Origin of the sequence: Teichococcus deserti (assembly GCF_001982615.1) — a bacterium.
In the GTDB taxonomy this organism is placed as follows: Bacteria; Pseudomonadota; Alphaproteobacteria; order Acetobacterales; family Acetobacteraceae; genus Pseudoroseomonas; species Pseudoroseomonas deserti.
This window is the reverse complement of sequence record NZ_MLCO01000140.1, coordinates 20877-33276: the sequence shown is the minus strand read 5'-3', so window position 1 is coordinate 33276 and position 12400 is coordinate 20877. Positions and strand designations below refer to the sequence as shown.

At 70.5% G+C, this 12400-nt stretch carries 9 protein-coding genes; 6 read left to right on the top strand and 3 right to left on the bottom strand.

From position 1 onward, the window contains the following. The first annotated feature begins 125 nt into the window (after positions 1-125). The 4 genes from clpS (at position 126) to BKE38_RS14800 (ending at position 5691) form a co-directional block, all read left to right on the top strand. Positions 126-566, top strand: coding sequence for an ATP-dependent Clp protease adapter ClpS (gene clpS, locus BKE38_RS33925; protein ID WP_408887425.1), 441 nt, complete (start codon positions 126-128; stop codon positions 564-566). A 172-nt stretch (positions 567-738) separates the two neighbouring features. After that, positions 739-3108, top strand: a complete 2370-nt coding sequence (gene clpA, locus BKE38_RS14810; RefSeq protein ID WP_076958066.1) for an ATP-dependent Clp protease ATP-binding subunit ClpA — start codon at positions 739-741, stop codon at positions 3106-3108. Between the two features lie 365 nt (positions 3109-3473). Further along, the gene (locus BKE38_RS14805; protein ID WP_076958065.1) at positions 3474-4304 is read left to right on the top strand and encodes an aspartate dehydrogenase; all 831 of its coding nucleotides are present in this window, start codon (positions 3474-3476) and stop codon (positions 4302-4304) included. Between the two features lie 115 nt (positions 4305-4419). After that, on the top strand, positions 4420-5691 hold the full coding sequence (locus BKE38_RS14800) for a M20/M25/M40 family metallo-hydrolase (RefSeq protein ID WP_083747562.1): 1272 nt from the start codon (positions 4420-4422) through the stop codon (positions 5689-5691). Between the two features lie 102 nt (positions 5692-5793). Here the strand turns inward: BKE38_RS14800 and BKE38_RS14795 are convergent, their stop codons facing one another. Together BKE38_RS14795 and greB are read right to left on the bottom strand one after the other, a co-directional pair. Then, positions 5794-6705, bottom strand: a complete 912-nt coding sequence (locus tag BKE38_RS14795) for a DMT family transporter (RefSeq protein WP_076958064.1) — start codon at positions 6703-6705, stop codon at positions 5794-5796. A 118-nt stretch (positions 6706-6823) separates the two neighbouring features. Further along, a complete protein-coding gene (gene greB / locus BKE38_RS14790) occupies positions 6824-7291 on the bottom strand; it encodes a transcription elongation factor GreB (RefSeq protein WP_420014330.1) in 468 nt (155 codons plus the stop codon). Positions 7292-7768: 477 nt separating this feature from the next. Here greB and BKE38_RS14785 point away from each other — a divergent pair, with 477 nt between their 5' ends. After that, positions 7769-9283, top strand: a complete 1515-nt coding sequence (locus BKE38_RS14785) for a sensor histidine kinase (protein WP_076958062.1) — start codon at positions 7769-7771, stop codon at positions 9281-9283. A gap of 19 nt (positions 9284-9302) precedes the next feature. Here BKE38_RS14785 and BKE38_RS14780 read toward each other — a convergent pair whose 3' ends face one another. Further along, positions 9303-11123, bottom strand: a complete 1821-nt coding sequence (locus tag BKE38_RS14780; RefSeq protein ID WP_076958061.1) for an ATP-binding cassette domain-containing protein — start codon at positions 11121-11123, stop codon at positions 9303-9305. A 172-nt stretch (positions 11124-11295) separates the two neighbouring features. Here BKE38_RS14780 and BKE38_RS14775 point away from each other — a divergent pair, with 172 nt between their 5' ends. Continuing rightward, positions 11296-12396: an NAD(P)/FAD-dependent oxidoreductase gene (locus BKE38_RS14775; protein WP_076958060.1), complete on the top strand. Its 1101-nt coding sequence runs from the start codon at positions 11296-11298 to the stop codon at positions 12394-12396. Positions 12397-12400: the final 4 nt, after the last annotated feature.

Sequence of the window (12400 nt, the reverse complement as noted above, 5' to 3'; positions counted from 1 at the left end):
GCCGTGCCGCCATCCGGGCGGGCGGGGTGCGGGTTGGCAAAGCTTCGGTCCGCTGCCTAGATGGGGGCGGTCCAGAGGGGAAGATGGATTTTGGTGCAGCAGACAACCTGCGGGCCGGCGGCAGCATGACGGAACAGGACCAGCACCCCCAGACGATTCCCGCTCCGCCGGCATCCGTCTCGCCGGCGATCCAGGCTGCCGGGAACGAGCCGCCCGATCCGCAGAACCCCGGCGATGTCGGCAATGGCGGCGACGGGGGCAACCAGGACGGCAGCAACACCGGCGTCGTGGTCAAGACGCGCACCCGCACGCGCAAGCCCGCGATGTACAAGGTGCTGATGCTGAACGATGACTACACGCCGATGGAATTCGTCGTGCATGTCCTCGAGCGCTTCTTCCAGAAGAACCGGGAGGAGGCGACGCGCATCATGCTGCACGTGCACCGCCGCGGCGTCGGCGTCTGCGGCGTCTATACCTATGAGGTGGCGGAGACCAAGGTCACCCAGGTGATGGACCTGGCGCGGCAGAATCAGCATCCGCTCCAGTGCACCATTGAAAAGGAATGATGCGGCGCCTGCTCATCTCTGTGTAACCTGCTGAAACTTAGACTGGCCCTCGCCGTATCGTTCTGGCGGACCCACATAACGACTATCTCGGACCGCAAGGTCCTGTCTCTGGCAGTGCCGGCTCCCTCTTCCGGGTCCCCCGGCATCGCCTTCCAAGGGGAGCGTCACATTCATGCTGTCCCGCAATCTCGAGCAGACGCTCCACCGCGCGCTGGCGCTCGCCAATGAGCGCCGCCACGAATACGCCACGCTGGAGCACCTGCTCCTCGCCCTGGTCGACGACACCGACGCCGCCACCGTGCTGCGCGCCTGCGGGGTCGACCAGGACAAGCTGAAGCGCGACCTGGCCGAGTTCCTCGACAAGGACCTGGCCGGGCTGGTGACGGAGCGCTCCGGCGATCCGAAGCCGACCGCGGGCTTCCAGCGCGTCGTGCAGCGCGCGGCGATCCATGTGCAATCCTCCGGCCGCGACGAGGTGACGGGCGCCAATGTGCTCGTCGCGCTCTTCAGCGAGCGGGAAAGCCATGCCGTCTATTTCCTCCAGCTGCAGGACATGACCCGGCTGGATGCGGTGAACTTCATCAGCCATGGCATCGCCAAGGCGCCCGGCCGCTCGACCAGCCGCCCGGTCCAGGGCAGTCCCCCCTCGGCCTCCGCGCCTGGGTCGGAGGAGCCCGGGGAGAAGGAGGAGAAGCCGCAGGGCGCCCGGCGCGGCCAGGACGCGCTGTCCAACTACTGCGTCAACCTCAACAAGAAGGCGCAGCAGGGCAAGATCGACCCGCTCATCGGCCGCGACAGCGAGATCGAGCGGACCATCCAGATCCTCTGCCGCCGCACCAAGAACAATCCTCTGTATGTCGGCGATCCCGGCGTGGGTAAGACGGCCATCGCGGAGGGCCTGGCCAAGCGCATCATCGAGGGCGACGTGCCCGAGGTGCTGGCCAAGTCGACCATCTACGCCCTCGACATGGGCAGCCTGCTGGCCGGCACCCGCTACCGCGGCGACTTCGAGGAGCGGCTGAAGGCCGTGGTCAACGAGCTCGAGCAGCAGCCCGGCTCGATCCTGTTCATCGATGAGATCCACACGGTGATCGGCGCCGGCGCCACCTCCGGCGGGGCGATGGACGCCTCGAACCTGCTGAAGCCTGCGCTCGCCCAGGGCACGCTGCGCTGCGTGGGGTCGACGACCTACAAGGAATACCGCACCTATTTCGAGAAGGACCGCGCCCTGGTCCGCCGCTTCCAGAAGATCGACGTCAACGAGCCGACGATCGAGGATGCGGTGAAGATCCTGACCGGCCTGAAGACCAATTACGAGAAGCACCACAAGGTCAAGTACACGCCGGAGGCGATCCGCGCCGCCGTCGAGCTCTCGGCCAAGTACATCCATGACCGCAAGCTGCCGGACAAGGCGATCGACGTCATCGACGAGGTCGGCGCGTCGCGCATGCTGCAGCCGGAAGGGAAGCGGAAGAAGACCGTCACCCTGAAGGATGTCGAGGATATCGTCGCCAAGATCGCGCGCATTCCCCCCAAGTCGGTCTCCTCCGACGACAAGGAGACGCTGCGCAACCTGGAACGCGACCTGAAGGCCATGGTCTTCGGCCAGAACCAGGCGATCGAGGCGTTGTCGGCGGCGATCAAGCTGTCCCGCGCCGGCCTGCGCGACATGGAGAAGCCGATCGGCAACTACCTGTTCAGCGGGCCCACCGGCGTCGGCAAGACTGAGGTCGCCAAGCAACTCGCGAAGACGCTGGGCATCGAGCTGATCCGCTTCGACATGTCGGAATACATGGAGCGCCACTCGATCAGCCGGCTGATCGGCGCGCCGCCGGGCTATGTCGGCTTCGACCAGGGCGGGCTGCTGACCGACAGCGTCGACCAGCACCCCCATGCCGTGCTGCTGCTCGATGAGATCGAGAAGGCCCATCAGGACCTCTACAACATCCTGCTGCAGGTCATGGACCACGGGAAGCTGACCGACCACAACGGCAAGATCGTCGACTTCCGCAACGTCATCCTGATCATGACCACCAATGCCGGGGCCTCGGACATGGCCAAGAACGGCATCGGCTTCGGCCGCGAGGTGCGCCAGGGCGAGGATGAGGATGCGGTGAAGCGGCTGTTCACGCCGGAATTCCGCAACCGCCTGGACGCCGTCGTCCCCTTCGGCAACCTGACGCCAGAGATCGTTGGCAACGTCGTCGAGAAGTTCGTGATGCAGCTGGAGGCGCAGCTCGCCGACCGCAACGTCACGATCGAGCTTTCCTCGGCGGCCAAGGAATGGCTGGCGGAAAAGGGCTACGACCGCCTCTATGGCGCGCGTCCGCTCGCCCGCGTCATCCAGGAATACATCAAGAAGCCGCTGGCCGAGGAGCTGCTCTTCGGCAAGCTGGCCAAGGGCGGCGCGGTGAAGGTCGGCATGAAGGACGATGCCCTGACTTTCGACTTCATCGAGGCCCCCCTGCCCGCCCTGCCGAAGCCGGAAGACGGCTCCGACGGCGACGCCGACAGCCACCATGCGCCGGAAGCCGCCGGCTGATCGTCCAGCCACGGCTGACCGAGAACCGCCCCGGGATCGCGAGATCCCGGGGTTTTTTCTTGGCTCGCGCCCCGGACCGGTGGACGTTGCGTGAACGAGACGTGATCGCCCGGGACAAGCCGCGCCCCGCCCGGCGGCTTGGCAAGCCAGGACTGAACCATTAACCATGCCGCCATGGCGAGGCCGTCCCCCCAATTGGCGGCCCGCGCTCCGCGGCCGGCATCCCTGCCAGGCCGCCGCCCCGGCGGCCGGCATGGTCCCCCATGCTGGCCGCCCGGGATGCAGCCGCCACGGCTCCCACCCGACACCCCCTGGACAGGCCGGCCGCCGCGGGTTCTGCTCCGCCGCAGAGAGGAAGCCGCCGCATGAACGCCATCACCCAGCCGCGCCCCCGGCCGCTGCGCGTCGCCATCGCCGGCCTGGGCGCCGTCGGGCTGCGGGTGGCGGAGGCGCTGGATGCCGGCATCCCCGGCTGCGAGCTGGTCGCCGTCGCCGCCCGCGACCGCCCGGCCGCCGCCCGCCGCCTGCAGGGGCTGCGCTACCCGGTCCCCGTGCTCGAGATCGGCGACCTCGAGCCCCAGGCCGACCTGGTGGTCGAATGCGCGCCCGCGGCGCTGCTGCCCCGCATCGCGACGCCGGTGCTGCAGCACGGCAAGAAGCTGATGGTGCTGTCCGCCGGCGCCCTGCTCTCCGCGCCGCAGCTGGTCGAGCTCGCCCGCCAGCACCACGGCCAGATCATCGTGCCCACCGGCGCGCTGCTTGGCCTCGATGCGGTCGCCGCTGCGGCCGAGGGGCAGATCCATGCGGTGCGCATGGTCACCCGCAAGCCGGTGAAGGGGCTGCTCGGCGCGCCCTACCTGGCCGAGCACGGCATCGACATCGCCGCCATCACCGCGCCGCTGCGTATCTTCGAAGGCACCGCCCGCGAGGCCGCCATCGGCTTCTCGGCCAATCTCAACGTCGCGGTCGCCCTGTCCCTCGCGGGCATCGGCCCGGACCGGACGCGGCTGGAGATCTGGGCGGATCCGGCGCTGACCCTCAACACCCACTCCATCACCGTCGAGGCCGATTCCGCCCGCTTTTCCATGACCATCGAGAACGTGCCCTCGGACAATCCCAAGACTGGCAGGATCACGGCGCTGTCGGTGATCGCGGCGCTCAGGAAGCTGTCGGCGCCGCTCAGGGTGGGCACCTGAGCCAGCAAGGCCAGGGGAAGGATTCCCCTGGACCCCATCTTTTTTCTGACTCTTGACCGGGCTCCGGCGCGGGGGGAACGTCCCGGCCCTTTCCGCTGCCGCCGAGGTCCGCCCGATGACGTCCCCTGATCCCCTGCTCCGCGCCCTGCTGTCCGCGACCGAAGGCGGCGACACCGCGGCCGAGGCCCGCGCCATGCTGGACAGCCCGGCCTTCCAGCGTGCCGCCGCCGCCATCGAGGCCGACCACGACAACTTCGTCGAGCAGCTGATCACCCTCTGCCAGATCCCCTCGCCCCCCTTCGGCGAGGCCGTCCGCGCGGCCGCCTATGCCGACCTGCTGCGCCAGCACGGCGTCGAGCAGGTCGAGACGGATGAAGAGGGCAACGTCACCGCCTATCGCCCCGGCACCGACCCCGAGGCCGGCGTCATCGTGCTCTGCTCGCATCTGGACACCGTCTTCCCGGCCGGCACCGATGTCACGGTGAAGCGCGAGGGCGACATCCTTCGCGCCCCCGGTGTCGGCGACGACACCCGCGGCCTGGCCCTGCTGCTGGCGCTGTCGCGCGCCCTCGACAAGGCCGCCATCCGCACCCGCGCCGGCATCCTGTTCCTCGCCTCGGTGGGCGAGGAAGGGGCCGGCGACCTGCGCGGCGTGAAGCATTTCTTCCGCGCCAACCGCTGGCGCGAGAAGGTCGCCGGCTTCGTGGCGCTGGACGGGTTGAACCCGGCCCGGCTGGTGCATGCCGCCGTCGGCTCCAAGCGCTACCGCGTCACCTTCCGCGGCCCGGGCGGCCATTCCTTCGGCGCCTTCGGCCTGGTCAACCCGGCCTTCGCCCTGGCCCGCGCCATGGACGATCTGGGCCGCATCCGCGTCCCCGCCTCGCCCAAGACCACCTTCTCGATCGGCAAGATCGGCGGCGGCACGTCCATCAACGCCATCCCCGAGACCATGTGGATGGAGGTGGATCTCCGCTCCGCCTCGGCCGAGGTGCTGGCGACGCTCGAGGCCCGCTTCCTGGCGACCCTCCCCCAGGCCGCGGCGGACGAGAACGCCGCCCGCGACACGTCGCGTGGAGAGATCACCGTCGAGGTGAAGCAGATCGGCGACCGCCCGGCCGGGGTGACGCCCAAGGAGTCGCGGATCGCCCGCGTCGCCGCCGCGGTGATCCAGGCCCAGGGCTACACGCTGGAGGCCACGGCCTCCTCGACCGACAGCAACATCCCGATCAGCCTGGGCATCCCGGCGGTGACGCTGGGCACCGGCTGCGCCGGCGGCCGCGAGCATTCGCTGGAAGAGTGGATCGACGTCGAGAAGACCCAGAGCGTGAAGGGCATGTCGACGGCGCTGGCCTCCATCCTGGTGCTGGCCGGCGTGTCCAGCAACTGAGGCGCCGGCGGATGATCGCCTGAGGCCGCTTCGCCGAAGGCGTGAACCGCCCGCCCCGACGGCGCCCGGGCCCCGATCGGCGCCGCCGGGCGCCGGGTGGCGTCAGGCGCGGCGGACTTCCTGCCGCGCCATCCAGGTGGCCGAGCCGAAGATGACGGCGGCGCCGGCGAAGGTGGTCCAGCCGGGGATGTCGCCGAACAGCAGGAAGCCCAGCATCGCCGCCCAGGCGAGGTCGAGGAACTTCACCGGCTGGGTGGCCGAGACATCGGCGAGACGGAACGCCTCGGTCAGCGCCCAGTGCCCGCCCGAGCCCAGCAGCCCGGCCACCGCGAACCAGGCGATCTGGGTCGGGCTCGGCCAGGACCAGAAGGCCAGGGCGAAGGGCAGCGTGAAGGCCGAGATGGTGATCGCCTGCCACATGACGATCACCTCCGGCCGGTCGCGCCGGGTCAGCGCCTTGGTGATCAGGAAGGAGGCGGCAAACAGCGGAGAGGAGCCCAGCATCACCAGGGTCCAGATGCCGCCGCCGCCCGACAGCTTCGGCCCCAGCACGATGGCGACGCCGACCAGGCCGAGGCCTGCGGCCAGCCAGCGCGCCAGCACCACCTTCTCCTTCAGGAAGATGACGGCGCCGATCATGATGAAGATCGGCCCGGTGAAGCCCAGCGCCGTGACATCGGCCAGCGGGATATGCGGCAGCGCCAGGAACCACATCAGCAGCCCGGCGGTGTGCACCACGCCGCGCCACAGCTGCCCCGAAATGCCTTTGGGCGCGTAGCTGGCGATGCCGTCGCGCCAGAACAGCGGCACCATCACCAGGAAGCCGAAGAAATAGCGCAGGAACTGCGCCTGGAAGGAATGCATCTCCCGCGTCATGCCGCTCATGATGGCGTTGAGCAGGCTGAACAGCAGGCCCGACAGCCCCATCCAGACCATCCCCCGCAGCACGGGCGACAGGTCACGCCAGCCACGCCGCGCCGTGGCCGCGGGCGGGCGGAGGATATTCTGCGACATTCGACGCGGGCTTTCGGGGACGCTTCGGAACGTCCCCAGCATGACGCCGGTGAAATGAAGGAAGCAAGAGCGGGGTGGCGAAATTCTCGGCGATGTCCGCCACCCTGGCGTGCAGCGATCAGCGCGCCGGCGGATAGGCGATGGTGACCACCTCGACCTCCTCGAGGCCGCCCGGGGTACGCACCCGGACCAGGTCGCCGACCCGCGCCTTCAGCAGCGCGCGGGCCATCGGCGAGACCCAGCTGATATGGCCGCGGTCCAGGTCGGTCTCGTCGACGCCGACGATGGTGATGGTGACCTCGCTGTCATCCTCGCGGGCATAGGTGACGGTCGCGCCGAAGAAGACCTGGTCGCGGCGCGGCTGGGCGGCGGGGTCGACCACCTGCACCCGCTCCAGGCGCTTCCGCAGGAAGCGGACCCGGCGGTCGATCTCGCGCAGCCGCCGCTTGCCGTACTGGTAGTCGGCATTTTCGCTGCGGTCGCCCAGGCTCGCCGCCCAGGAGACGATCTCCACCACCTTCGGCCGGTCCTGGCTCCACAGCCGGGTCAGCTCCTCCTGCAGCGCCGCATGGCCCACGGGCGTCATGTAGAAGGGCGTCCCGGCGGGCAGGCCCGGCGGCGCGTCGTCGCCATCGTCGTCATCGTCAGCAGCCAAGATTTGCGTCTCCCGTAAACTCACGCCCAAGCTTGTCGAACCGGTTCACTCGGCGCTGGCGTCGCGCTTTGTCTTCAGCAATATTTCGGTAGCGAATCGCTCCAGACTTCAAAAAAACTCTCCCTTTGCGCGCAAAATCGCGCTTCAATTCACCTATGCCGCACCTTGCCGCGCCCCTGGCCGAGGCTGTGCGCTGGCCTCCCGCGGACTGCCCCCGCGCTGCCAGCCCGTCGCGCCTCAGGAAGCCAGCCGTGCGACCGGACTGCGGCATGTGGGAAACGTTCGGCACATAACCCAAAAAACCGGAGGAAGGCGCCCGTGCAGCCTGCCGCCACCAGGCTCGTGCCGCGGGCCTTCGCCCTGGCACGCCCTGACGCTGCCGCCGGTTCCACCCGGAACCGCGGCCCGATGCGCCGTGCCGTCACCCTGGCCGGCGGACCGCTGGCCTGGCTCGCCCTGGTCCTGCTCACCGCCAGCTTTGCGCTGCTCGGCTTCCGCCTGGTTGGCAGCGAAGCCACCCTGCAGGAAATCCGCACCCTCGACGATGGGCTGAAGGCCGAGGCGCTGCTCACCGGACATGCCGTGCGCCAGGACCCCGCCGCCCTTGCCGCAGCCCTGGCGACGCTGGCGCAGCTGGCAAACAGCTATCCCGAGCTCGCCGCGCCAGAGGCCCTGCTGCGGCTGCGCCTGGCCGCCGGCCATGCCGCCGGCGAGGCCGAGGCCGCCCACCGTGCCCTGCATGTCGCCGGCCATGCCATGGAGGATGCGCTGATGCGGCGCATCGCCATCCTGCGCCAGCATGACCTGGCGCGACAGCGCAACGGGCTGCTCGGCGCCCTGGCCAGCGCCACGGCCGGCGTCGCCCTGCTCGGACTGGCGCTGCGCCAGGCCCGGCGCGAGGCCCGCGCCCAGGCCGGCCATGCCGCCCAGGCCCAGGCGCAGATCCGCGCCCTGGCCGAGGCCGCGCCGCTCGGCATGGCGCTGCTCGACCCCGGCCTGACCATCGCCGCCGGCAATGCCCGCTTCGCTCAGCTGGCCGGAGTCGCCGAGGCCGCCCTGCCCGGCCAGAGCCTGGCCCAGGCGCTGCCCTGGCTGCATGCGGCCCTCGGCGCCGAGCTGCGCGCCGTGCAGGTGCGCGGCCGCGGCCTGCCCGGCCAGGCGGTGACCGCGGCCGGGCCGGATGGCGCCGACCGCCACTACCACCTGGCGGTCGAGCTGCTGGAGCCCTCCGCCCAGGCGGCGGAAGGCGCGCCGCATCTCTGCCTGATCATCATGGACGTCACCGAGCGCGCCACCATGGAAGCCTGGCGCGACGAGCTGGTGGGCGAGCTGAACCACCGGGTGAAGAACACCCTGGCCACCGTCCAGTCCCTGGCCGCCCAGACGCTGCGCGGCGCGGCGCTGGACCCGCAGCGCTTCGCCGCCGATTTCTCGGCCCGCCTCGGCGCGCTGTCGCGCTCGCACGAGCTGCTGGCCGCCGTCGGCTGGTCGCAGGCGACGCTGTCCGCGGTGGTGCAAGCGGCGCTCGGGCCCTGGCAGGGCAGCGGCCGGCTGCGGGTCGAAGGGCCGGAAGGGCCGCTGCTGCGCCCTGGCCAGGCCCAGGCCCTGGTCATCGCGCTCTCCGAGCTGGCCAGCAACGCCACCCATCACGGCGCGCTCGGCAGCGAAGGCCATGTCTCGCTGCGCTGGGACTGCCTGGCCGATGGCGCGCTGCGGCTGGCCTGGCGCGAATATGGCGGGCCACGGCTGGCGGGCCGGCCGCTGCGCCAGGGCTTCGGCATGCGCTTCCTGGAGCGCGGCCTGGCCTATGACCTCGGCCCCGGCACCCAGGTGCGGCTGAACTTCGACACCGACGGCCTCTATTGCGAGGTGCGCTTCCGCAGCCTCGAGCCGCGCCACTGCCTGTCGGTCCGCGCCGCCTGACACCGAAGGGGGGCGCCGCTCAGCCCCCCGTTTCCTCCCGCAGCATCTCCAGCTCCAGCCAGCGCTCCTCCGCCTCGGCCAGGCCTGTCTCGGCCTTGGCCAGCAGCTCGCTGGCCTTGTCGAAGCGCCCCTTGTCGCGGCTGTAGAGCCCCGGATCCGCCAGGATTTCCTTCAGCTTTGCCGCTTCGGCTTCCAGCTTGCGCATCCTGGCGGGCAGGGTCTCCAGCTCATGCTGGTCCTTGAACGACATCTTCTTTCGGACCGCCGCCGTCGATGCGGCGGCAGCAGGCTTCGGCTCGGAGGACTTGGCGACGGGAGCAGGCTGGGCATCCGAGCGCGCCCGCACGCCATGGCCGCGCTGCGACACCATGTCGGTATAGCCGCCGGCATAGTCCTGCCAGCGCCCCTCGCCTTCCCAGGCGATGACATTGGTGGTCACCCGGTCGAGGAAGTCGCGGTCATGGCTGACCACGATGACCGTGCCGCCGTAATCGGCGATCTGCTCCTGCAGCAGGTCGAGCGTCTCCAGGTCCAGGTCGTTGGTCGGCTCGTCGAGCACCAGCAGGTTGGAGGCGGTGGCGAAGGCGCGGGCCAGCAGCAGCCGCCCGCGCTCGCCGCCCGACAGCGCCGAGACGGGCGTCCGCGCCTGCTCGGGCAGGAACAGGAAGTCCTTCATGTAGCCGATGACGTGGCGCGGCTGGCCATTGACCCAGACCTGGTCGCCGCGCTGGCCGGTCAGCGTCGCCGAGACGGTCATCGCCGGGTCCAGCGCCTCGCGCCGCTGGTCCAGCGTCACCATCTGCAGATTGGTGCCCAGCTTGATCTCGCCGGAATCGGGCGCCAGCATCCCCGTCAGCATCGACAGCAGCGTGGTCTTGCCGGCGCCGTTGGGACCCACGATCCCCACCCGGTCGCCACGCAGGATGCGCGTGGAAAAGTCCTTCACCACGGCGCGCTCGCCGTAGAATTTCGAGATGGTGTCGGCCGAGACCACCTGGCTGCCGGAGCCCTCGCCCTCGGCGGCCGCCATGCGCACCCCGCCCTGGGCGGCGCGGCGCTCACGGCGCTGCTGGCGGAGCCCCGCGAGCTCGGCGACGCGGCGGACATTGCGCTTGCGCCGGGCGGTGACGCCGTAGCGCATCCAATCCTCTTCCCGGGCGATCTGCCGGTCGAGCTTGTGCGCCTCCTTCTCCTCCAGCTCCAGGACCTCGTCGCGCCAGGTCTCGAAATGGGCAAAGCCGCGGGCCAGGCGGCGGGTGACGCCGCGGTCGAGCCAGACCATCTCCCGCGTCATGGTCTCCAGGAAGCGCCGGTCATGGCTGATCAGGACCAGCGCCGAGCGCATCGAGGCGATCTCCTGCTCCAGCCATTCGATGGCGGGCAGGTCCAGGTGGTTGGTCGGCTCGTCCAGCAGCAGGATGTCGGGGCTGGGGGCGAGCGCCCGGGCCAGCGCCGCCCGCCGCGCCTCGCCGCCGGAGAGGTTCTTCGGCAGCTCCTCGCCGGTCAGGCCGAGCTGCTCCAGCAGGTAATGGGCGCGGTATTCGTCGTCGCCCTCGGCCAGCCCGCCCATGACGTAGGCCATGACGGTGGCATAGGCGGAAAGATCGGGCTCCTGCTCCAGGTAGCGCAGGGTGGCGCCGGGCTGGACGAAGCGGCTGCCGGAATCGGGCTGCACCAGGCCGGCCGCGATCTTCAGCAGGGTCGACTTGCCGGAGCCGTTGCGCCCGATCAGCGCCACCCGCTCGCCGGGCGAGACCGAGAGCGTGGCGCCCAGCAGCAGCGGCGTGGTGCCGAAGCCGAGGCGGGTGTCCTGGAGCAGCAGAAGCGGGGGAGCGGCCATGCCGCGCTCCGTGCCGCCCGGCGCCGGCTGCGTCAAGCATCGCCGCGTCACGCGCGGTGAAAACCGCGCGGCAATCCCGCGCAAAGCGGCATTTTTCGCGCGCCCCACCATGGTCAGGCGGCCGCATCGCGGGCAAGACTGCCGCCCAAGGGGTTCGAGAAGGAGCGACCGGGTGGAAGAGGTGGAGTGCATCGTCGTCGGCGCCGGCGTCGTCGGCCTGGCCGTGGCCCGCGAGCTGGCGCTGGCCGGGCGCGAGGTGCTGGTGCTGGAGGCCGCCGAGGGCATCGGCACCGAGACCTCCTCGCGCAACAGCGAGGTGATCCATGCGGGGATCTACTACCCGAAGGACAGCCTGATGGCGCGCGCCTGCGTCGAGGGCAAGCACATGCTCTACGCCTATTGCGCCGAGCGCGGCGTGCCGCATGCGCAATGCGGCAAGCTGATCGTGGCGACGGATGCGGAGGAGCGCGGCAAGCTGGCCTCGATCCAGGCCCGCGCCGCCGCCAACGGCGTGCCCGACCTGCGGCTGGTCGAGCCCGCCGAGGCGCTGGCGATGGAGCCGGCGCTGAACTGCACTGCGGCCCTCCTCTCCCCCTCCACCGGCATCATCGACAGCCATGCCTATATGCTGGCGCTGCAGGGCGATGCCGAGAATGCCGGCGCCACCTTCGTCTTCCACAGCCCGGTCCTCGGCGGCCGGCTGATCGACGAGGGCGCCGAGCTCGAGGTCGGCGGCGCCGATCCGATGGCGCTGCGCTGCCGCCTGCTGGTCAATGCCGCGGGGCTGCATGCGCCGCGGCTTGCGGCGACGCTGCAGGGCATGCCCGCCGCGCATGTGCCGCCCAGCTACTTCGCCAAGGGCAACTACTTCACCCTGGCCGGGCGCTCGCCTTTCTCGCGGCTGATCTACCCGGTGCCGGTGCCGGGCGGCCTCGGCACCCATCTGACCATCGACCTGGGCGGGCAGTGCCGCTTCGGCCCCGATGTCGAATGGGTCGACAGCCTGGACTACGAGGTCGATCCCCGCCGCGGCGACAGCTTCTACGCCGCCATCCGCCGCTACTGGCCGGGCCTGCCGGAGGGCGCGCTGCAGCCGGGCTATTCCGGCATCCGGCCGAAGATCGTGGCGCCCGGCCAGCCGGGGCAGGATTTCGTCATCCAGGGGCCGGAAGCCCATGGCCGCGCCGGGCTGATCAACCTCTTCGGCATCGAAAGCCCGGGGCTGACGGCGTCGCTGTCGCTGGCGCGGCTGGTGCAGGGGCTGGCGGGCTGAACCT

Bases quoted from the DNA above. Each gene is read 5' to 3' on its own strand.
- clpS (WP_408887425.1), top strand. From the start codon at position 126: ATGACGGAACAGGACCAGCACCCCCAGACGATTCCCGCTCCGCCGGCA.
- clpA (WP_076958066.1), top strand. From the start codon at position 739: ATGCTGTCCCGCAATCTCGAGCAGACGCTCCACCGCGCGCTGGCGCTC.
- BKE38_RS14805 (WP_076958065.1), top strand. From the start codon at position 3,474: ATGAACGCCATCACCCAGCCGCGCCCCCGGCCGCTGCGCGTCGCCATC.
- BKE38_RS14800 (WP_083747562.1), top strand. From the start codon at position 4,420: ATGACGTCCCCTGATCCCCTGCTCCGCGCCCTGCTGTCCGCGACCGAA.
- BKE38_RS14795 (WP_076958064.1), bottom strand. From the start codon at position 6,705: ATGTCGCAGAATATCCTCCGCCCGCCCGCGGCCACGGCGCGGCGTGGC.
- greB (WP_420014330.1), bottom strand. From the start codon at position 7,291: ATGACGCCCGTGGGCCATGCGGCGCTGCAGGAGGAGCTGACCCGGCTG.
- BKE38_RS14785 (WP_076958062.1), top strand. From the start codon at position 7,769: ATGCGCCGTGCCGTCACCCTGGCCGGCGGACCGCTGGCCTGGCTCGCC.
- BKE38_RS14780 (WP_076958061.1), bottom strand. From the start codon at position 11,123: ATGGCCGCTCCCCCGCTTCTGCTGCTCCAGGACACCCGCCTCGGCTTC.